Consider the following 19893-nt stretch of genomic DNA (forward strand, 5'->3'; position numbering starts at 1 on the left):
CTGCGCCGGGACCGTGCGCGCTTGCTGCCGCGTGGTCGGACGGAGCCAAGCCCGCCAGCAATGCTAGACTTTGGCCCGAATCGTCCCCCCGGAAATGCCATGCAGCCACGCCACCTCGTCCTGAGCTCCGCGCTCGTCGTCTCTTCGTTCTTCGGTGCCGCGCACGCGGACGAGGCGGCCTTCGCATCCTGTCTGGCCGGCTTGCGCGCCGAGGCGCAGGCGAAGGGCGTGAGCAGGGCAACCTACGATGCCCATGCCGCGGCTCTTGTGCCCGACATGACCGTCATCGGCTTCCTCGATGCCCAGCCCGAATTCGTCACGCCGATCTGGGACTACCTCGCCGCGCTGGTCGACGCCGAGCGCGTGGCCGACGGCCGGGCGATGCTCGCTGAATGGGCGTCGGTGCTGGCGCAGGTGGAGGCCGAATACGGCGTGGATGCCGCCACCGTGGTTGCGGTGTGGGGGGTGGAGAGCAATTTCGGGCGCAACTTCGGCAGCCGCCCGCTGCTCACCTCGCTGTCGACCCTGTCGTGCTTCGGCCGGCGCCAGAGCTTCTTCCGTGGCGAGTTCTTCACCACGCTCAAGATCATCCAGGACGGTCACGTCGCACCCGAACGCCTGACCGGCTCGTGGGCGGGCGCCTTCGGGCACACGCAGTTCATGCCCTCGACCTTCATGCGCCTGGCGGTCGATTTCGACGGTGATGGCCGGCGCGACCTGGTCGACAGCGTGCCGGATGCGCTCGCGTCGACGGCCAACTTCCTCAAGCGCGCGGGCTGGCGCAGCAATCTGCCCTGGGGGTTCGAGGTCAGCCTGCCGCGCGGGCTGGATGTGTCGGGGGCAGGGCGGCGCAACAAGCAGCCGCTTTCCGAGTGGGCTGCGCGCGGCGTGACGCGTATCGACGGCACGCCCATGCCCGCGGGGGCGACGCCCGCCGGGCTGTTGCTGCCTGCGGGCGAGGACGGACCGGCCTTCCTGGTCACCCGCAACTTCGATGCGCTGTATTCGTACAACGCAGCCGAGAGCTATGGTTTGGCAATTGCGCATCTTTCTGATCGCCTGCGCGGTGGTGCGCCCTTCGTGACCCCGTGGCCGACGGACGATCCCGGCCTGTCGCGCGCCGAGCGCCGCGAGCTGCAGCAGTTGCTGATCGCCCGCGGTCACGAAATCGGCGAGGCCGACGGCATGATCGGCGCGCGTACCCGCGAGGCGCTCAAGCTCGAGCAGGCTGCGCTCGGCCTGGCTGCCGACGGTCGCGCCGGCCAGCGCGTGCTGCAGGCCCTGCGCGCCAGCGCTCGCCGCTGACCGGCGGCTGCGCGCGCTCGTTCAGGCCGGCGTGCGCCGCCGGTTCGCACGCTCGGTTCGGCGCTCCTCGTCCTGCGTCTGGGCGAGCACCTCCTGCACGTAGTCAAGGTGCTCGCACGCGAGCCTGCGGGCGTCGTCGGCACGACGCTCGATGATCGCCTTGTACAGCGCCTCGTGCTGTCCGAGCAAGTTGTCGCGGATCTCTCCGCCTTGCGGGTACATGCCGCCGATGTTGGTCACCACATTGCGTTCGAGCAGATCGAAGAGGCTGCGGATCGTGTGCAGGAGCACCGCGTTGTGGCTGGCTTCGGCGATCGCGAGGTGAAACAGCGCATCGTTGCGCCCCTCCTCGGCACGGCTGATCCGCCCCTGGCGCAGATTGCTGTCCTGCACGCGCTCGAAGGCGCTCTTCAGGCGCTCGCGGTCCGGCTCGGTTGCGCGCAGCGCGGCGTAATAGGCACAGGAGCCCTCGAGCGTATGGCGGAATTCAATAAGGTCGCGCTGGGCCTCGGGATTGTTCTCGAGGAGTTCTAGCATCGGGTCGCGGAACGATGATCCGAGCGACTCGCTGACGAAGGTTCCGCCGCCGTGCCGGCTGATCAGCAACCCGCGCGCGACCAGTTTCTGGATCGCTTCGCGCAACGATGGCCTCGATACGCCGAATTCCTCGGCCAGCGCGCGCTCGGCGGGCAGGCGCTCGCCCGCCTGAAAGCTGCCCTCGAGGATCAAGGTCTCGATGCGTTCGATGATGTCGTCGGACAGGCGGCGTTGTTGCAGGGGCTTGGCTTTCATGAACGATTTTCCTGGGATACGGGTGCGTGCGGTCTGGACCCGCAGGCACGTGAAATCTAGCCGTGGAGCAGGGTGTGGGCAAGTTTCCCCGGCGGCTGCTAAAGCGGCTGCGGGAAAGGGGTTATGCCCGCATCGGGAAATTTGATGATTTTGATTGACAGGCTAAAAAGGCTCCCCTAGTCTAGGTCACAAATTGGTTAAGTGGTAAGACCAATTGAAAGATTATGAACTGATCTGACTTCTAAGGGGTAGGGGGTATCCGATGGCTTTTTCGACAATCGTGGTGTTCATGGCGCGCGCGCGGCGTTGCCTTCGGGCAGGGGGGTAGGACATGCAGCCCGGTGCCTTGGCCTTAATAGCCTTTTCTCCAATCCTGCTCGCAGCAATCCTGCTCGTCGGCCTGCGCTGGCCGGCAAAGCGTGCGATGCCTGTGGTCTATGTGATCACGGCGCTCATCGGTCTGTTCGTGTGGGACATGAGCTTCAACCGCGTGCTTGCCTCGACCCTTCAGGGCCTGGTGATCACGATCGGCGTGCTCTGGATCATCTTCGGCGCGATCCTGCTGCTGAACACCTTGAAATACTCGGGGGGTATTTCGGCTATCCGTGCCGGCTTCACCACCATCAGCCCCGACCGCCGGATCCAGGCAATCATCATCGCGTGGCTGTTCGGCTGTTTCATCGAGGGTGCCTCCGGCTTCGGTACCCCAGCGGCGATTGCCGCGCCTTTGCTGGTGGCAATCGGCTTCCCGGCGATGGCGGCGGTGATGCTCGGCATGCTGGTGCAGAGCACGCCCGTCTCCTTCGGTGCGGTTGGTACGCCGATCATCATCGGCGTCAATAGCGGCCTGGATACCGTTGCGATCGGTGCTCAACTGGCGGCCAAGGGATCGAGCTGGGAGGTCTTCCTGCAGCTCATCACCAGCAACGTGGCGATCATCCACGCCATCGTCGGCACAGTGATGCCGGTGGTGATGGCGATGATGCTGACGCGCTTCTTCGGCAAGGAGAAGAGCTGGAAGGCGGGTCTCGAGGTCGTGCCGTTCGCCCTGTTCGCGGGGCTGGCCTTCACCGTGCCATATGCCTTCACCGGTGTCTTCCTCGGGCCCGAGTTTCCGTCGCTGCTCGGTGGTCTTGTCGGTCTTGCGATTGTCACCACTGCAGCGCGCTTTGGATTCCTGGTTCCGAAGACGCACTGGGACTTCGCCGATCCCAAGGACTGGCCGGCCGAGTGGTTGGGCAGCATCGAGATGAAGCTCGATCAGATGCCGCACCACCAGAAGATCGGCATGGTGCGCGCATGGTTGCCCTACGTTCTGGTTGGGGTACTGCTCGTTGTGAGCCGTGTTTTCCCCGACGTGGGCAACGCGCTCAAGTCCGTGGTCGTCAACTTCCCGAACATGCTGGGTGAGAAGGGTGTCAGCGCCAACTTCCAGCCGCTTTACCTGCCTGGAGGCATTCTTGTCGCCGTCGTCTTGATCACCACCTTCCTGCACGGCATGCATGCTCGTTCGCTGATGAAGGCCGTGGGTGAATCCTCGCGGGTTCTGCTTGGCGCTGGCTTCGTGCTGCTCTTCACCGTACCGATGGTTCGCATCCTGATCAACTCCGGTGTCAATGCGGCCGACCTGCCGAGCATGCCGATCGCGATGGCGCAGTGGGTGGCCGACAGCGTGGGCAACGTGTATCCGCTGCTGGCGCCTTCGGTGGGCGCGCTGGGCGCCTTCATCGCCGGCTCGAACACGGTCAGCAACATGATGCTCAGCCAGTTCCAGTTCGGTGTGGCGAGCACGTTGGGCATCTCCGGTGCCCTGATCGTGGCGGTGCAGGCGATCGGTGCGGCTGCGGGCAACATGGTCGCAATCCATAACGTCGTCGCCGCCTCTGCCACTGTTGGCCTGCTCGGGCGCGAGGGCGCGATCCTGCGCAAGACCTTCTGGCCGACGGTGTATTACGTGGTGATGGCCGGCGTGGTCGCGATGATCGCCATCTATGTGCTCGGTGTCACCGATCCGTTGGTTGCCGCGGGCTGACCGGGGCGGGTTCCGAGAGGCCCCCTGCGAGGGGCGGGAGGCGCAAGCGCGCTACGCCTCCCGCTGTTTTGCAGTCGCGGCGAAGCTGCGGCTGGCGCAGGATCAATAGCCTCGATCTACCAGGACGCCGCGCGCTCCCGAAGACAGGCCGGTATCACGCCGACGATGGCTGCGGCGATATCAGCCGGCGAGCGACACCACCAGCCACCCGCCGACAGCCGTGAGCAAGACGACGAGCCAGGGCGGCGCCTTCAGCCGCGTCAGGGCGAAAAGGGCCGCTCCTGCGATGAGGAGGTCCGCCGGGGTGTGGATGGCGCTTGACCACACCGGATCATAGAAGGCTGCAAGCAGCAGGCCGACCACCGCAGCGTTGATGCCGCCGAGCGCGGCACGAGCGGCAGTGTTGCCGCGCAGGCGATCCCAGAACGGCAGCGCGCCGAGGACGAGCAGGAAGGACGGCACGAAGATCGCTACCAGCGCCAGCACGCCGCCGGACCAAGCGCTTGCCGGCCCGCTGGCGGAGGCGCCGAGGAAGGCTGCGAAGGTGAACAGGGGGCCCGGCATGGCCTGCACCGCGCCGTAGCCGGCGAGGAATGTGTCGTTGTCCACCCAGCCAGGCGGTACCACCTCGGCCTGCAGCAAGGGCAGCATCACGTGGCCGCCACCGAACACGAGGGCGCCGGTCCGGTAAAAGACGTCGACCATCGCTACGGTCGGATTGTCGAGCACACTCGAGAGCAGCGGCAGGCCGGCCAGCAGTAATGCGAAGGCAGCGAGCAGGGCGAGCGCCACGCGATGGTCGGCTCTAGCCAGGGGTGGGATCGGAGCGGGGGGAATCCGATCGGCGAACGCCCAGCGTCCGACCGCAGCGGCGGCCAGGATGACGATGATCTGGTTCCAGGCCGAAGGCAGGGCGAGCAGAAATGCGGCCGCGCCAAGCATGATGATCTTGTGGGTGCGCCCGGGGCACAGGTTACGCATCATCCCCCAGACTGCCTGGGCCACGACCGCCACCGCGACCACCTTCAGCCCGTGCACCACACCTTCCGGCATCCGGCCCCAGTGCTGGATGCCGAGCGCGAACAGGATCATCGCCAGCGCCGAGGGCAACGTGAACCCTGCCCACGCGGCCAGCGCCCCAGTCGGCCCGCCACGCCCATAGCCGATGCCCATCCCCACCTGGCTGCTAGCCGGACCAGGCAGGAACTGGCACAGCGCAACGAGATCCGCGTAACTGCGTTCGTCCAGCCACGCACGGCGAGTGACGAACTCGGTGCGGAAATAGCCCAGATGCGCCACCGGTCCCCCAAAGGATGTCAATCCAAGGCGCAGGAAGACCAGGAAGACCGACCACGCGGAGTGGCGCTCTGCAGCCGCCTCCGACATCGCGTCAGTCGTGGGTGATCGGCTTGTCGGTGAATAGGAATTCCTTCAGTTCATGAGAGAAGGTCTTGTCGCGACGGCGAATCCATTCCAGCACCATGGCCGCGTGTTCCTTTTCCTCGTCGCGATTGTGAGCGAGGATGGACTTCAGTTCGGGATCCTTGCAGGCATCGACGCGCTGGTTGTACCAGTCGACCGCTTCAAGTTCTTCCATCAACGAAATGATCGCCCGATGCATGTCGCGGGTTTCATCGCTGAGTTCCTCGACGGGTTCGTGGTAGCCCTCGTTGGCCATGGCGTTCTCCTTGTGAATGGTCCAGTTCTCGACTGCAGTAGCGCGTTCGCAACGTGAAGCTCAGGGCTCGCGGCGTGTATGCACCATGTAATTGACGTCGGTGTCCCGCCCGAGGCTATACACGCGGCTCAAGGGGTTGTAGCTGAGGCCGATGATGCCCTCGACGTCGAGCCGGGCGTTGCGGCAATGTCGGGTGAGTTCGGACGGCTTGATGAACCTGGCGTACTCGTGGGTCCCCGCGGGCAAAAGCTTGAGCACGTATTCGGCTCCGATGATGGCGAACGCGTAGGACTTCAAGTTCCGGTTCAGGGTGGACAGGAAAACGTGCCCACCTGGTTTCACCAGACGCGCGCAGGCAGTGACCGTGCTGGCTGGGTCGGGAACGTGCTCGAGCATCTCCATGCAGGTCACGACGTCAAATGAGGCCGGCGCCTCCTCAGCGAGTGCTTCGGCACTGATGAGGCGGTAATCGATCGCATGCCCGCTCTCGAAGAGGTGCAGGCGGGCGACGCTGAGTGCCTTCTCGGAGAGATCGATGCCGGTCACGTCGGCGCCGAGCCCTGCCATGCCTTCGGCCAGAATGCCGCCGCCGCATCCGATGTCCAGTACCTTCTTTCCGGTCAGTGCGGCCTTGCCGTCGATCCAGCCCAGGCGTAGAGGGTTGATCTCGTGCAGGGGCTTGAACTCGGAGGCGGGGTCCCACCAGCGGTGGGCGAGGTCGCTGAACTTCTTCAGTTCTGCGGGATCGGCGTTTAGCGTATTCATGGGGGGAAGCATAGCCTTGCTGACGAGCGCTGAAAACGGGGGCGGCGGATCTGTGCCCCGCAGAAATGAAAAAAGCCCCGCCGAGGCAGGGCTTTTTGTGCATCGAGTCCCGAATTACTTGGAGCCGATGACTTCCACTTCGACGCGACGATCCGGCTGCAGGCAGGAGATCTGCGCAGCGCGGCCACGGACGTTGTCGCACTTGTTACCGGTGACCGGCTGGGTTTCGCCCTTGCCCTCGGTATAGACACGGTTGGCATCGACGCCCTGCGAGACCAGGTAGGTCTTGACGGCGGCGGCGCGACGCTCGGACAGACGCTGGTTGTAGGTGGCCGAACCGATGCGGTCAGTGTGACCGACGGCGAGAATCACTTCCAGCTTGAGAGCCTTGGCTTGGGCAGCCAGCTCGTTCAGCTTGGCCTGGCCTTCCGGCTTCAGGACCGCCTTGTCGAAGTCGAACAGAGCGTCGGCGGACAGCTTGACCTTGTCGGCGGTGGGCTTCGGCGCGGGAACGGCAGCAGCGACCGGCGCGGTGCACTTGTCGGCAGGAACGATGTCGGAGTCGCATGCGCAGCCGACCGGGAACTCGCCAGCCATAGCGGTCGAGGCGGCAGCCGGGCTCCAGTAGCCCGTGCGCCAGCACAGGCCGGTACCGCTGCGGGCGACGACGTTACGGGCGTCGATCACGTAAGGGATTTCACCCTGGCCAGCAACGACGACGTCGCTGACCTGCGCGAAAGCGCTGGGGGCGGACAGGCCGATCGAGGCGATGGCGGCCAGCATGAGCATCTGCTTCTTGGTTTGTTTGATCATGGTTTCCTCTTAGAAGGGCGAGTCGCCGGAATTGCCACTGTACGAACTGAAGACATGCAAAATTGCTGTCTTCACGTCGGGTTGCACACTATATCCAGTTCAATTACCGAGTCTAGTTTGCCACACGGAAGCGAGCTGCAGCAATTCGCTGTCGTTAATATGCAACAGCCGGATGCCTTTGTCCACGCGGGTTTCTCCGTTTACCCATACGTGCGACACGTGCTCGCGTCCGGCTACATAGACAAGGTGCGACACTGGTTCGAAGCAAGGCTGGCAGTCGAGCGTGCCGAAGTCCACTGCGCACAAATCGGCAAACTTTCCGCTTTCAATCGAACCGATGCGGTCACCGAGGCCCAGCGCCCGCGCGCCGGCCAGCGTTGCCATGCGCAGCGCGGCATGGGCTGGGAGGGCGCTGGCATCCATGCTGCCAAGCTTTGCGAGGAGTGCGGCATGACGCATTTCCTGGATGAGATCGAGTCGGTTGTTGCTGGCCGCGCCGTCGGTGCCGAGCCCGACGCGCAGCCCTGCCCCGAGCAGGCGCGGCACGGGTGCGATACCGCTGGCCAGTTTCATGTTGGAGGTCGGGCAGTGCGCGACACTGCAGTCGTGGCGGACGAGGAGATCGAGATCGGCATCATCCAGATGAACGGCATGTACGCCGATCAGGTTTTCGCCCAGCACGCCAAGGCGCGCAAGCCTCGAAAGTGGGCGCACGCCATGCAGCGCCAGCGAGTCCTCGATCTCGCGCGCGGTTTCATGCACATGTAGATGAATCGGCAGCGCGAGTTCGTTCGCCATGGCGAGTACGCGCCCGAAGCTGGCGTCCGAGACGGTGTATGGCGCGTGTGGCGCGATCGAGAAACCGATCAGGGGATGTCCCTGCCATTGGTCCCGCGCCGCCAGGCCCTTGCGCAGGTAGTCATCCGGATCACTTGCAAAGGAGGTGGGGAAATCGAGCATGACGAGCCCCACCACCGCGCGCATCCCCATCTCGGCGAACGCTTCGGCAGCGGCCTCGGGATGGAAGTACATGTCGTTGCAGGTGGTGATGCCGCCGCGCAACATCTCGGCGGCAGCGAGCCTGGTGCCGTCGCGTACGAATGCTGCAGACACGTGCCTGGCCTCGGTTGGCCAGATTGCCTCCTGCAGCCAGCGCATCAGCGGCAGGTCGTCGGCGATGCCCCGCATCAGGTTCATGGCCGCATGGACGTGCAGGTTCACCATGCCCGGCATCAGCAGGTGACGCGGCAGGTCGACGGTGGTCGTGGCGCGGAATCGCGCGCTTGCCTGCGCCTGCGGCAACACGGCAACGATGAGCCCATCGCGGATGGCGACCGCATGGTGGTCAAGGACGACGCCAGCGGGCTCGACAGGTACGAGCCAGCGTGCGCGGATCACGAGGTCGACAGCTTCACTCAAGAGTGCTCTCCGGTTTTGGGGGTGGTACAGATTATTTCGGCCTTTTCGGCGGGGATTTAAGCATGTACGCGCACTGGGAGAAAATTTGGATTGTTCGAGTTCACAGCGCCGCCTGATTCGGCGCACGATGGAATGTGGTATGCCGTACTTTGTGCTGCCTTGGCCTGGACTCGCCGGAGCGGGCGGGTTCGTGCAACAATCGGCCATTCGTCAAGCACCGCGGTCGCGAGCGTCCACCCAAACGCATGAACCGAACTCCTGAGCGCATCGGCAAGTACAGAATCATCAGGGAGATTGGCCGCGGCGCCACGGCCGTGGTGTATCTCGCGGAGAGTGCCGACTATCCCGAGCAAGTCGCGCTCAAGCACGTTCGCTTCGACGACAGGGTCAAGGACGAGGCGAAGTGGAACCGACGGGTCATCAAGCTGCTGAAGGCTGAACGGGTGGTTTCGGGTCGGCTGAATCACCCCAACATCATTCGTATATTTGATGCCAGCATCGAGCCCGAGCAGGCCTATGTGGTGATGGAGTATTTTCCCGGCGATTCGCTCGAGCGTTACTGCAGCTTCGAGCATCTGCTACCGGTTCATCGCACGATCGGGATCGTCTTCAAGTGCTGCATGGCGCTGGATCACGCCTACCGCCAGGGCATCATCCATCGCGACATCAAACCGGCGAACATCCTGGTTGATGATCACGACAACGTGAAGATCACCGACTTCGGGCTCGCGCTCAACATCAACAAGAAGATGGACACCGACTCCACCTTCATCATGGGCGTGGGCTCGCCGGCATACATGAGTCCGGAGCAGATCAAGGGCTATCCGCTCAACCAGAAGACCGACCTGTATTCGCTGGGCGTGCTGCTGTTCCACATGCTCACCGGCCGGCTGCCGTTTCGCGCCAGCAATGCGGCGCAACTGGTGTACAAGATCATCAACGCCGATCCGCCTTCGGTGTCGCAGCTCAATCCCGACGTCCCCGAGCAGATGGACGCGGTGATCCGCAAGGCGCTGGAGAAGGATCTTTATTCCCGCTACCGCAACGGCGCCGAGTTCGCGAAGGACCTGGCAGCGGTGCGCTATCAGATCCTCGACGAGAATTACCTGCCGCCCGATGCGGCGCGCTTCGCAAAACTGCGGCGACTGGCCTTCTTCACCGAGTTCGAGGACGTCGATCTGTGGGAAGTCATGCGCATCTGCGCCTGGCGTAACGTCGATAGTGAAGTCGCGCTGATGCGCGAGGGGGACGTCGACCAGCGTTTCGGCGTCGTGCTCGAGGGCCGGGTGGAACTGTCGATCGAGGGGCGGCGGGTCATGGAACTGGGGCCGGGCGAAGTGTTCGGCGTACAAGCCTGGCTGGACCATATGGAACACCGGCACAGGATGACAGTGGTTTCGCTCGACCCGCTCAGCTACCTCGAGGTCAATCCAGCCGCGCTCGCGCTCGCCAGCGAGGAAGTGGTGGAGCGCTTCCGGCGCCAGATCTCAACGGTGGTGGTCCGCCGGCTTGCGGCCGTGTCACGCCAGCTTGCCGACCATGCGCCTCCTGCGGTGCGCGCACAGCACGCTGCACCGGGCAGTTTCGACATGCAGTTGCTGGATAACTGAACACCGCCGCGACGCGGCGATGTTCCGGAAAACTCACTGGCTTGCGCCGAGCGCGCGGGCGCGCTCGAGCGTTGCGGCACGCGCGGCCGCATCTGCGGGCGCGATCTCGAGCCAGTTGCCGAGATGCGCGCGGGTCAGGTCAGCAAGGGCATTGATCCAGGCATCGCCTTCATTGAGGCAGGGAATGTAATGGAAGGCCTTGCCGCCCTTCTCGAGGAAGGCTTCCTTGCACTCCATGGCGATTTCCTCGAGCGTTTCCAGGCAGTCGGAGACGAAGCCGGGGCACATCACATCCACCCGCTTGACCCCCTGGGCTGCGAGCGACTCGAGCGTGGGCTGGGTGTAGGGTTTGAGCCACTCTGCCTTGCCGAAGCGTGACTGAAAGGTCACCAGCACGCGTTCGCGCGCGATCCCCAGCCCTTCGGCCACCAGGCGACCCGTCTTGTGGCATTCGCAGTGGTAGGGGTCACCGAGCTCGAGCGAGCGCCGCGGCACGCCATGGAAGCTCAGCAGCAGGCGCTCGGGCTCGCCATTGACGAGCCAGTGTTCGCGCACGCTCTTCACCAGCGCCGCGACGTACCCGGGATGGTCGTGGAAGTTCCGTACGAAGCGGATTTCGGGTTGGTTGCGCCAGTGCGCCAGGCAGCGACCCACCTCGTCGACCACCGTGGCCGAAGTGCTGGCGGAGTATTGGGGGTAGAGCGGCAGGACGAGGATGCGGGTGCAGCCGCGCGCGCGCATGGCGTTGAGCACGTCCGGAATCGAAGGCGCGCCATAGCGCATCGCGTAGTCGATATCGAGGTCGTCGTGACCGCCCTTGGCGAGATAGCCGGCCAGGAGCTTGGTCTGGCGCTGGGTGTGGACCTTGAGCGGCGAGCCTTCGTCCGTCCATACGCTTGCATATTTCTTTGCCGACGCCGCGGGTCGGGTGTTGAGGATGATGCCGTTGAGGATGAGCCACCACACCGGGCGCGGGATCTCCACGACGCGCGGGTCGGACAGGAACTGCTTCAGATAGGGCCGCAGTGCCGCAGCGGTCGGCGCTTCGGGGGTGCCGAGATTGACGAGGAGGACGCCCGTACGTGCGGTGCTGTCGTGCTTGAAGGCGGGTTCGGTCCAGTAACGAGACATCTGAGTCCTTGATTGGCGGTGGCGCGGCATGCCGTTGCCGTCAGTGCTTGGAGGAAAGGGCGTTCGACAGCAGGCGTGCAGTGATGTCGACGATCGGGATCACCCGGTCGTAGGCCATGCGGGTGGGGCCGATGACGCCGAGCGAGCCGACGATCTGGCCGTCGACCTCGTAGGGCGCGGTGATGACGCTGCAGCCGTCGAGCGGCGCCAGGCCGGATTCGCCGCCGATGAAGATCTGCACGCCCTCGGCGCGGTTGGAGAGGTCGAGCAACTGGATCAGTCCGGTGCGCTGCTCGAAGAGCTTGAACAGCTCGCGCAGCCGCGACATGTTGGACGACAGGTCCTCGACGTCGAGAAGATTCGTTTCGCCGGAGATCACGTAGTGAGTCGCCGTCTCCTCCGCCGCTTGTGAGCCGGCATCGACCGTTGCCGTCATCAGCTCGTCCATGTCGCTGCGTAACTGGCGCAACTCCGCGGTGACGCGCCGGCGGATCTCGTCGAAGGACAGGCCGGCAAAGTGCTCGTTGAGGTAGGTGGCCGCGCCCGTGAGCTCACTCGCGGTGTAGGCGCGGCGCGTGATCAGTATGCGGTTCTGCACGTCGCCGGCGGTGGTGACGATGATCAGCAGGATGCGGTTTTCGGCCAGGCTGATGAATTCGAACTGGCGGATGCGCACTGCATCCTTGCGCGGCGCGACGACGACGCCGGCAAACTGGGTGAGTTCGGATAGCAGGTGGGAGGCCGAGTTGATGAGGCGTTGCGGCTGGTCAGGCACGAGCTGGCCCTGGAGTGCGCGCACGCGGGCGCTCTCCAGCGGCTGCATGGTGAGCAGCGAATCGACGAAGAAACGGTAGCCACGCGCGGTCGGAATGCGGCCGGCCGAGGTGTGCGGGCTGGCGATGAACCCCATCTCCTCGAGGTCGCTCATCACGTTGCGCACGGTGGCCGGCGACAGCTCCAGGCCGGAGAAGCGCGACAGCGCACGTGAGCCGACCGGCTGGCCGTCCGCGATGTAGCGTTCGATCAGGGTCTTGAGCAGGATCTGGGAGCGGGCGTCGAGCGAATTCATGGCAGGCGGCAATATAGCCCGGATTGTAAGAAAGCGCGCCCGCGCTGGCCACCCGCGGGGACCGCGCGGGCACGACAAGACGTGGGGCGGTTGTGGTTTAATCGGCGCTCATGAGCACGAAATTCCGAACGATTGCCCTCATCGGCAAATACCAGAGCCCCGATGTCGCTGAATCGGTGCTGTCGATCGCCCGCTACCTGCGTGATCGTAACCTTTCCGTGCTGATCGAGCAGGGCACGGCGAGTGCCATCGGCGGGGCGCACGACTTCCCCCTGGCCAGTTACGAGCACATCGGCGCCGAGGCCGATCTCGCCGTGGTCATCGGCGGTGACGGCAGCATGCTGCATACCGCGCGCAGACTGGTCGAACACGGTGTGCCGCTGGTGGGCGTCAACCTCGGCCGGCTCGGCTTTCTGACCGACATTTCGCGCAGCGACGCGACGGTGCGCCTCGGCGAAATGCTCGACGGTGTTTATACGGAAGAAACCCGCTTCATGCTCGACGCCGAAGTCCTGCGTGGCGGCGAACGTGTGTTTCATACCCTTGCCCTCAACGACGTCGTGGTGAATAAGGGCGATCTCGGGCGCATGATCGAATTCGAGTTGTTCATCGACGCAGAGTTCGTCTATACGCAGCGCTCGGACGGAATGATCGTTTCCACGCCGACCGGTTCCACGGCGTACGCGTTGTCCGCGAATGGCCCCATCCTGCATCCGAGCGTGGGCGGGATCGCGCTCGTGCCGCTGTGCCCGCATGCGCTGACGGCGCGTCCGATCACGCTTCCCGACTCCTGCAGCATCGACATCGTCATGCTGCCTCCGCAGGATGCCCGCGTGCACTTCGACGGGCAGACGCGTTTCGATCTGCGCGCGGGCGACTGTGTGCGGCTCAAGCGCTCGCCGAGCTCGCTGCGGCTTCTTCATCCGCAGGGCTACAGTTACTTTGCAATGCTGCGCCAGAAACTGCACTGGAGTGCCGCGCCGCGCGTGTGAGCGCCCGATGCAAGCGTCGTGCCTGCGCGCTGATCTGTCCCGTCCGACAACCGCCTGATTTCCCCTGCGTTCTCCTCTGCCATGCTCCGTAGTCTGACCATTCGTGACTTCGTTATCGTCGATCGCCTCGAACTCGAGTTCGGTCCCGGATTCGGTGTGTTGACCGGCGAGACGGGTGCCGGCAAGTCGATCTTGCTCGACGCGCTCGGGCTCGTACTTGGTGGGCGGGGCGAGGCGGGCATGGTGCGCAGCGGGCGTGATCGGGCCGATGTCGCGGCAGAGTTCGACCTCGCTGCAGGCGGCGCGCTCGCCGCCTGGCTTGCCGAGCAGGACCTGCCTGCGGATGAGGGCGCCGTGATCCTGCGGCGCACCATCGACGCGGGCGGACGCAGTCGCGCGTGGATCAACGGCAGTGCGGTCACCCTGGCGCAACTACGCACTGCCGGCGAATGGCTTGCCGACATCCACGGACAGCATGCGCATCATGCATTGCTGCGTGCGGATGCGCAGCGCAGCCTGGTCGACGTGCAGGCCGCCGCCGTGCCGCTGGCGGCCGAGGTCGCAGCCCTGCATCGCGAGTGGCAGCGTTTGCTGCGGCTGGAGCGCGCGGCCGAGGCCGACGCGGCCAGTTCCGCGCGCGAGCGCGAGTTGCTGTCATGGCAGTTGCAGGAACTCGACCAACTGGGGTTCGATCCCGACGCGTGGCAGGAGCTCAATGCCGAACACAGCCGCCTGGCCCATGCGTCAAGCCTGATCGACGGCGCCGACGAGACGCTCGCGGCCCTGGGCGAGGGCGACATCGCGGTGTGCACAATCCTGCGTCACCTGGATGCGCGTGTCGCCGCACTGGCTGACTATGACCCGGGTCTTGCCGACGTGCGCGAGTTGCTCGGTGCGGCGGCGATCCAGGCCGATGAGGCCCTGTACGCGCTCAAACGCTACCGCGATCGCCTCGACATGGATCCACAACGTCTGGTCGACGTCGAGCAACGTATTGCGACCGTGATGGACGCCGCGCGCAAGCATCGCGTGGCGCCCGAGGCGCTCCCGGAACTCGCGCACCAGTGGCGCGAACGCCTGGAAGCGCTCGAGGCGACGGCCGACCCCGCACGCCTCGCCGCGGCCGCGGCCGCGGCCCGGGAGGCGTTCGAGGCGGCTGCCGGGCGGCTGTCGGCCGCCCGTGCGCCGGCTGCACGCCGGCTGTCCGATGAAATCACCGCGGCGATGCAGACCCTGGCCATGGCGGGCGGGCGTTTCGAGGTGGCGCTCCAAGCCTGCGAGCCGGCTGCCACCGGCCTGGAAATCGTCGAGTTCCGCGTGTCCGCCAATCCCGGGCAGCCCTTGCGCAGCCTGGCCAAGGTGGCCTCGGGGGGCGAACTGTCGCGCATCGGGCTGGCCATCCAGGTCATGGCGAGTCGCGACACCGCAGTGCCGACGCTCGTGTTCGACGAGGTTGATGTGGGCATCGGCGGTCGCGTGGCCGAGATCGTCGGCAAGCTGCTGGCGCGGCTGGGGCGTGATCGCCAGGTTCTTTGCGTCACGCACCTGCCCCAGGTTGCGGCGTGTGCGGACTGGCAGTGGCGGATTGCCAAGCGGGAGCTGGCTGGTGAGACGGTCAGCGAGGTGACGCCGCTTGATCAAGCTGCGCGTGTCGAGGAAATTGCCCGCATGTTGGGGGGTGTGAACATCACCTCGACTACCCGCGAACATGCTGCCGAGATGCTCGGAAGACGCTGAGCGCGCGATCTCCGTGCAGCCTGAACCCACGTGGCGGAGCGCCGGCGCGGGGCGCTGAGGGGGCTAGGCTTCTGCTTCGCGATTCGGGCAGTTTTCGCGGGTGCAATCCGCGTAGAGGTAAAGCGCATGATCGCGGATCGCGAAGCCGCGCTCCTCGGCAATCTTGTTTTGCCGGCGCTCGATCTCGGGATCGAAGAATTCCTCGACCTTGCCGCATTGCATGCAGACCAGGTGGTCGTGGTGGCCGCCCTCGTTGAGTTCGAACACGGCTTTGCCGGATTCGAAGTAGTGCCGTTCGAGCAACCCGGCCTGTTCGAACTGGGTCAGCACACGATAGACCGTTGCCAGGCCGATATCCATGCCGTCGTTCATCAGCGCGCGGTAGACGTCTTCTGCGGTCAGGTGGCGCTGATCAGAGCTCTGAAAGAGGTCGAGGATCTTGAGGCGGGGGTAGGTCGCCTTCAGGCCGATGCTTTTCAGGTTCTTGGAGTTGTCGGACATGGGAGCCTGGACGAAGTGGGAAACGATATGTCGCTGAAGCTGGCGGAGCGCGGTGGCACTGGAGCCTATGCGGGGCGCCCTGAGGACCCGGGCTATGTTATATTTTTTACCCCTTTCTGAGAACTGCGACTCCGTCGCGCCAAGTCCAAATCCACATGCGCTCCTATCTCGCTGCGGCTCTCGTCGCCACCGGACTTGTTGCCGGCTGTTCTTTCGATTCTGTCGTTGGCGTGGTCGATCCTTACCGCATCGACATCCGTCAGGGCAATTATGTGGATCAGGAGATGCTTTCGCAGCTTCGTCGCGGCATGAGCCGGGATCAGGTGCGTTACGTGCTGGGTTCTCCGCTTGTGGTCGATATGTTCCGCAAGGATCGCTGGGACTACGTGTATAGCCTTCGCGCCGGTCGCAGCGAAGCGGAGCAGCGGGTGATCTCGGTGTACTTCGATGGAGATGCGCTCGATCGTGTGGAGGGTGACGTCGAGGTGGCGCAGCCGGGCGAGGGCGCTGAAGGCGCGGCCATGACGGCCGGGTCGCGTAGCCGCGTGGTCGAGATTCCCCCTGCCGACTCGCGCTGAACGGCACGCGCGCCCGCCATCTCTTCTCTCTTACCTCTGGTCCGGCCTTGTGCCGGGCCTTGTTTTTGCAGGAAACCATTCCGATGCCAGACGTTCGAGTCGCAATCGCAGGAGCATCCGGCCGCATGGGCAGGATGCTGATCGAAGCTGCACTGCAGGAGGAGGGCGTCATGCTCGCCGCTGCCTTCGATCGTCCCGGTACGCCATTCATCGGGCGTGACGCAGGCGAACTGGCAGGCATGCAGACGGGCGTGGCGATCGTCGACGACGCTGCCGCAGCCATCGCTGCCGCCGACTGCGTGATCGACTTCACCCGCCCCGAAGGCACGCTCGCGCATCTGGCGCTGGCGCGCGAGATGGGCAAGGCGGCGGTCATCGGCACGACCGGCTTCGATGCCGCGGGCAAGGCTGCGATCAGCGAGATTGCGCGCCACATCCCGGTGGTTTTTGCGCCGAACATGGCGGTCGGGGTCAATGCCGTTTTCCGTCTGCTTGAAGTGGCAGCGCGCATCCTGTCCGAGGGGTACGACGTCGAGGTCATCGAGGCGCATCACCGCTTCAAGGTCGACGCGCCGTCGGGCACTGCGCTGCGCATGGGTGAGGTGGTCGCCCGCGAGCTCGGACGCAGCCTCGACGAGTGCGCGATCTATGGTCGCGAGGGTCATACCGGTGAGCGCAATAACGAAACCATCGGTTTCTCGACGATTCGCGGTGGGGATGTGGTCGGTGACCACACCGTGCTGTTTGCCGGCATCGGTGAGCGCATCGAGATCACCCACAAATCGGGCAGCCGAATGCCGTATGCACTCGGCGCGATGCGCGCGGCGCGTTTCCTCGCCGGGCGCGGCAACGGGCTGTTCGACATGCAGGACGTACTCGGTCTGCGTTGATCTGCTGACGCCATGACTGCGGCGACCGGGGGCGGTGCCTTGCGGGCGGATTCCGCTTCCGGGGCGGAGGGTGTGGCGCGTACCGGCGGCGACTGCGATGTCGCGCTGCAGGCGCTGGAACTGGCCCAGCGCCACCTCGATTTGCTTGCGCGCAACACGGGCGCGGGCGTCTGGAGTTTTGACGTCGAACGCGGCACGATGGAGTCCGACGGGCGCTGGCGTGCGCTGCTCGGTTATCCGGCAGGCGGATCGTCCGCCTGGGTCGACCTGATGGAGGAGGACGATCGCGTCAGGCTCGACGAAGCACTCCGCGCCCATCTGCGCGGCATGACCCCGGAAGTTCGCGCCGAGGTCAGGGTTCGTGCGGCCGACGGAGGCTGGCACTGGGTGGAAGTGCACGGCATTGCACGGGGTCGCGATCATGGAGGGCGCTGGTACCCGGTCGAGGGCACCTATCGCGACATCACCGAGCGCAAGCTGCGCGAGTTCGAGCTGCTCGAGGCCAAGGAGGCCGCAGAGGCTGCGAACCGGGCCAAGGGCGACTTTCTCGCCAACATGAGCCATGAGATTCGTACGCCGATGAACGGCATCATCGGCATGACCGACCTGCTGCTGGATTCGGCAAGCCCGGAGGGCGAGCAGCGCGAGTATCTGCAGACGGTCCGTTCATCGGCCGAGGCGCTGCTGACCATCATCAACGACATCCTCGATTTCTCCCGGATCGAGGCCGGGCACCTTCATCTCGAGAGCATTGATTTCTCGACCGTGTCCGTGGTCTCTGAGACCTGTCGTTCACTCGCCCTGCGTGCAAGCCAGAAAGGCGTCGAGCTGTTCCATGCCGTGGAGCCGGACGTGCCAGCCGTGTTGCGTGGCGATCCGACCCGCTTGCGCCAGATCCTCAATAACCTGATTGGCAATGCCGTCAAGTTCACCGAGCGCGGCGAGGTGGAGGTCGGCGTTCGTTGCGTCGGCAGGCAGAATGGCGAGCTCAGCCTTGCATTCTCGGTGCGTGACACGGGTTGCGGGATTTCGGCGGACAATCTCGATACCATCTTCGGCGCGTTCGCGCAGGCCGATACCTCGACGACCCGCAAGTACGGTGGCACCGGGCTGGGGCTTGCGATCTCGCGCCAATTGGTCGAGCTCATGCACGGGCAGATCGATGTGGAGAGCGTTCTGGGCAAGGGCAGCACCTTCACCTTCACGCTCCCGTTTGGCGCGGTGGCCGATGCCCGGCCTCGTGACGCCGGAGGGCTGGCTGGTACGCGAGTGCTGGTGGCTGCGCGCAACCGTGCCTTCGGACTGTCGCTTTGTCGGCACCTGGCGAACGCAGGCCTGCGAACCCTGCTCGCCATTCGTGGAGAGGACGTGTTGGCCGCGCTGGCTTCCGCCCGTGACGGGGTCGATCCCTTCCATTTCCTGCTCATGGATGCCGATCTGCCCGACCCGGGTGGATTCGCGCTCGCGCAGCGTTTTGCCGATGCCGATCCGCGGCTCGATCGCCTGGTGATGATGCTGGCGGGCCACTCCCAGCGTAATGACGCTGCACGCTGCGACGAGTTGGGCGTACCCTTCCGGCTCGCGAAACCGTTCTCGATCGAGGATCTGCTTGACGTGCTGCGCATGGCCCGAACTGCGCAGTCGCGGGCGAACAAGGGCTCTGAAGGGCCGGCTTTCCAGCTCGCCCCCGTGATGCTGGATGCGGCCGCGGATGGTCCTGTGGCGGCCCCCCTGAGCATCCTTGTGGTCGAAGACAATCCGGTGAACCAGACGGTTGCCCAGCGGCTGCTCGAGCGCGCCGGGCATGCGGTCACCGTCGCCAACAACGGCGAAGAAGCGCTCGAGGCGCTGGAGGGTGATCACTTCGACGTCGTGCTGATGGATGTGCAGATGCCGGTGATGGGCGGAATCGAGGCCACTCAGGCGATCCGTGCGCGCGAGGCACGTCACAGCTGGGTGGTGCAGGGCGAATGGAGGCCGATTCCGATCATTGCAATGACCGCCCATGCGATGCAAGGTGACCGGCAGCGTTGTCTCGACGCCGGCATGGATGATTACGTCTCCAAGCCGATCGATGCCAAGGCGCTGTTTTCCGCGATCGACCACGTCACCCGCAGCAATTGTGCGGAGGCGGAGTTCGAGAGTGACACCCGCTTGCTCGAGCTCGGCGAGGAGGGGCGCCGACAGATCGCCTGTCTGGACGAGGCGCGTGAAATGTTCGACGGGGACGAGGCTGTCGTGCAGCAGCTCATCCAGGTGTTTCTCGGTGACCATGAGCGCACGATTGCAGAACTGCTGCGCGCTGGCGCACACCTTGACTACAAGTCCCTGGGCGAGGTCGGGCATTCGGTGAAGGGATCGGTCGGCGTTTTTTGTGCCCGGCGTGCAATCGAGGCTGCGCGCAGGCTGGAGGAGCTTGCCGCAGCGCGGGACCCACAGGCTGCAACCGGCCAGTCGCAGGCGCTCGTCAGCGAGCTTAAACTGCTCGCCCAGGCGCTGCGCGGCGAAGTGACCGACGGTCTGTAAGTCGGGGCGGTCTGCCTCGCAAGGGCGGTAGCGCGTGCGGAACGGGGTGAGTCAT

Annotated in this window: 17 protein-coding genes; 8 read left to right on the top strand and 9 right to left on the bottom strand. The window is 65.0% G+C overall.

Annotated elements, in window-relative coordinates:
• The first annotated feature begins 99 nt into the window (after positions 1-99).
• Positions 100-1305, top strand: coding sequence for a lytic murein transglycosylase (locus tag RBT54_RS03950; protein WP_320364323.1), 1206 nt, complete (start codon positions 100-102; stop codon positions 1303-1305).
• 21 nt (positions 1306-1326) lie between these two features.
• Here the strand turns inward: RBT54_RS03950 and RBT54_RS03955 are convergent, their stop codons facing one another.
• The gene (locus RBT54_RS03955; RefSeq protein WP_320364325.1) at positions 1327-2097 is read right to left on the bottom strand and encodes a GntR family transcriptional regulator; all 771 of its coding nucleotides are present in this window, start codon (positions 2095-2097) and stop codon (positions 1327-1329) included.
• Positions 2098-2428: 331 nt separating this feature from the next.
• Between RBT54_RS03955 and RBT54_RS03960 the strand changes: the two genes are divergently transcribed.
• Positions 2429-4129, top strand: coding sequence for an L-lactate permease (locus RBT54_RS03960; RefSeq protein ID WP_320364327.1), 1701 nt, complete (start codon positions 2429-2431; stop codon positions 4127-4129).
• A gap of 180 nt (positions 4130-4309) precedes the next feature.
• Here RBT54_RS03960 and chrA read toward each other — a convergent pair whose 3' ends face one another.
• The 5 genes from chrA to RBT54_RS03985 form a co-directional block, all read right to left on the bottom strand.
• The gene (gene chrA, locus RBT54_RS03965; protein WP_320364329.1) at positions 4310-5515 is read right to left on the bottom strand and encodes a chromate efflux transporter; all 1206 of its coding nucleotides are present in this window, start codon (positions 5513-5515) and stop codon (positions 4310-4312) included.
• A gap of 4 nt (positions 5516-5519) precedes the next feature.
• Entirely contained in the window at positions 5520-5807 is a 288-nt protein-coding gene (locus RBT54_RS03970) for a ferritin-like domain-containing protein (RefSeq protein WP_320364332.1), read from the bottom strand.
• A 60-nt stretch (positions 5808-5867) separates the two neighbouring features.
• On the bottom strand, positions 5868-6572 hold the full coding sequence (gene ubiG, locus RBT54_RS03975; RefSeq protein ID WP_320364334.1) for a bifunctional 2-polyprenyl-6-hydroxyphenol methylase/3-demethylubiquinol 3-O-methyltransferase UbiG: 705 nt from the start codon (positions 6570-6572) through the stop codon (positions 5868-5870).
• 114 nt (positions 6573-6686) lie between these two features.
• A complete protein-coding gene (locus RBT54_RS03980) occupies positions 6687-7385 on the bottom strand; it encodes an OmpA family protein (protein ID WP_320364336.1) in 699 nt (232 codons plus the stop codon).
• A 99-nt stretch (positions 7386-7484) separates the two neighbouring features.
• Positions 7485-8804, bottom strand: a complete 1320-nt coding sequence (locus RBT54_RS03985; RefSeq protein WP_320364477.1) for a TRZ/ATZ family hydrolase — start codon at positions 8802-8804, stop codon at positions 7485-7487.
• Between the two features lie 245 nt (positions 8805-9049).
• Between RBT54_RS03985 and RBT54_RS03990 the strand changes: the two genes are divergently transcribed.
• Positions 9050-10414 (top strand): serine/threonine-protein kinase, encoded by a 1365-nt coding sequence (locus RBT54_RS03990; protein ID WP_320364338.1) that lies wholly within the window; start codon positions 9050-9052, stop codon positions 10412-10414.
• A gap of 33 nt (positions 10415-10447) precedes the next feature.
• Here the strand turns inward: RBT54_RS03990 and hemH are convergent, their stop codons facing one another.
• Both hemH and hrcA read right to left on the bottom strand, forming a co-directional pair.
• A complete protein-coding gene (hemH, locus tag RBT54_RS03995; protein WP_320364340.1) occupies positions 10448-11545 on the bottom strand; it encodes a ferrochelatase in 1098 nt (365 codons plus the stop codon).
• Between the two features lie 40 nt (positions 11546-11585).
• The gene (gene hrcA / locus RBT54_RS04000) at positions 11586-12614 is read right to left on the bottom strand and encodes a heat-inducible transcriptional repressor HrcA (protein WP_320364342.1); all 1029 of its coding nucleotides are present in this window, start codon (positions 12612-12614) and stop codon (positions 11586-11588) included.
• A 110-nt stretch (positions 12615-12724) separates the two neighbouring features.
• Here hrcA and RBT54_RS04005 point away from each other — a divergent pair, with 110 nt between their 5' ends.
• Together RBT54_RS04005 and recN are read left to right on the top strand one after the other, a co-directional pair.
• Positions 12725-13606, top strand: a complete 882-nt coding sequence (locus RBT54_RS04005; RefSeq protein WP_320364344.1) for an NAD kinase — start codon at positions 12725-12727, stop codon at positions 13604-13606.
• A gap of 81 nt (positions 13607-13687) precedes the next feature.
• The gene (gene recN, locus RBT54_RS04010) at positions 13688-15343 is read left to right on the top strand and encodes a DNA repair protein RecN (protein WP_320364346.1); all 1656 of its coding nucleotides are present in this window, start codon (positions 13688-13690) and stop codon (positions 15341-15343) included.
• 63 nt (positions 15344-15406) lie between these two features.
• Here recN and fur read toward each other — a convergent pair whose 3' ends face one another.
• Entirely contained in the window at positions 15407-15844 is a 438-nt protein-coding gene (gene fur, locus RBT54_RS04015; RefSeq protein ID WP_320364348.1) for a ferric iron uptake transcriptional regulator, read from the bottom strand.
• A 155-nt stretch (positions 15845-15999) separates the two neighbouring features.
• Between fur and RBT54_RS04020 the strand changes: the two genes are divergently transcribed.
• From RBT54_RS04020 to RBT54_RS04030, 3 genes are all read left to right on the top strand, one after another.
• Positions 16000-16422, top strand: a complete 423-nt coding sequence (locus RBT54_RS04020; protein WP_320364350.1) for an outer membrane protein assembly factor BamE — start codon at positions 16000-16002, stop codon at positions 16420-16422.
• An 83-nt stretch (positions 16423-16505) separates the two neighbouring features.
• Complete coding sequence (dapB, locus tag RBT54_RS04025) at positions 16506-17312, top strand: 4-hydroxy-tetrahydrodipicolinate reductase (RefSeq protein WP_320364352.1); 807 nt, start codon at positions 16506-16508, stop codon at positions 17310-17312.
• A gap of 12 nt (positions 17313-17324) precedes the next feature.
• Positions 17325-19838, top strand: a complete 2514-nt coding sequence (locus tag RBT54_RS04030; RefSeq protein ID WP_320364354.1) for a response regulator — start codon at positions 17325-17327, stop codon at positions 19836-19838.
• Positions 19839-19893 lie beyond the last annotated feature (55 nt).

This window comes from Thauera sp., from assembly GCF_034003485.1.
Classification (GTDB): Bacteria; Pseudomonadota; Gammaproteobacteria; order Burkholderiales; family Rhodocyclaceae; genus Thauera.

Coding starts and splice junctions, on each gene's coding strand:
- RBT54_RS03955 (WP_320364325.1), bottom strand. CDS start 2,097: ATGAAAGCCAAGCCCCTGCAACAACGCCGCCTGTCCGACGACATCATC.
- chrA (WP_320364329.1), bottom strand. CDS start 5,515: ATGTCGGAGGCGGCTGCAGAGCGCCACTCCGCGTGGTCGGTCTTCCTG.
- hemH (WP_320364340.1), bottom strand. CDS start 11,545: ATGTCTCGTTACTGGACCGAACCCGCCTTCAAGCACGACAGCACCGCA.
- RBT54_RS04020 (WP_320364350.1), top strand. CDS start 16,000: ATGCGCTCCTATCTCGCTGCGGCTCTCGTCGCCACCGGACTTGTTGCC.
- RBT54_RS04030 (WP_320364354.1), top strand. CDS start 17,325: ATGACTGCGGCGACCGGGGGCGGTGCCTTGCGGGCGGATTCCGCTTCC.
- recN (WP_320364346.1), top strand. CDS start 13,688: ATGCTCCGTAGTCTGACCATTCGTGACTTCGTTATCGTCGATCGCCTC.
- dapB (WP_320364352.1), top strand. CDS start 16,506: ATGCCAGACGTTCGAGTCGCAATCGCAGGAGCATCCGGCCGCATGGGC.
- RBT54_RS04005 (WP_320364344.1), top strand. CDS start 12,725: ATGAGCACGAAATTCCGAACGATTGCCCTCATCGGCAAATACCAGAGC.
- RBT54_RS03980 (WP_320364336.1), bottom strand. CDS start 7,385: ATGATCAAACAAACCAAGAAGCAGATGCTCATGCTGGCCGCCATCGCC.
- fur (WP_320364348.1), bottom strand. CDS start 15,844: ATGTCCGACAACTCCAAGAACCTGAAAAGCATCGGCCTGAAGGCGACC.
- RBT54_RS03960 (WP_320364327.1), top strand. CDS start 2,429: ATGCAGCCCGGTGCCTTGGCCTTAATAGCCTTTTCTCCAATCCTGCTC.
- hrcA (WP_320364342.1), bottom strand. CDS start 12,614: ATGAATTCGCTCGACGCCCGCTCCCAGATCCTGCTCAAGACCCTGATC.
- RBT54_RS03990 (WP_320364338.1), top strand. CDS start 9,050: ATGAACCGAACTCCTGAGCGCATCGGCAAGTACAGAATCATCAGGGAG.
- ubiG (WP_320364334.1), bottom strand. CDS start 6,572: ATGAATACGCTAAACGCCGATCCCGCAGAACTGAAGAAGTTCAGCGAC.
- RBT54_RS03970 (WP_320364332.1), bottom strand. CDS start 5,807: ATGGCCAACGAGGGCTACCACGAACCCGTCGAGGAACTCAGCGATGAA.
- RBT54_RS03950 (WP_320364323.1), top strand. CDS start 100: ATGCAGCCACGCCACCTCGTCCTGAGCTCCGCGCTCGTCGTCTCTTCG.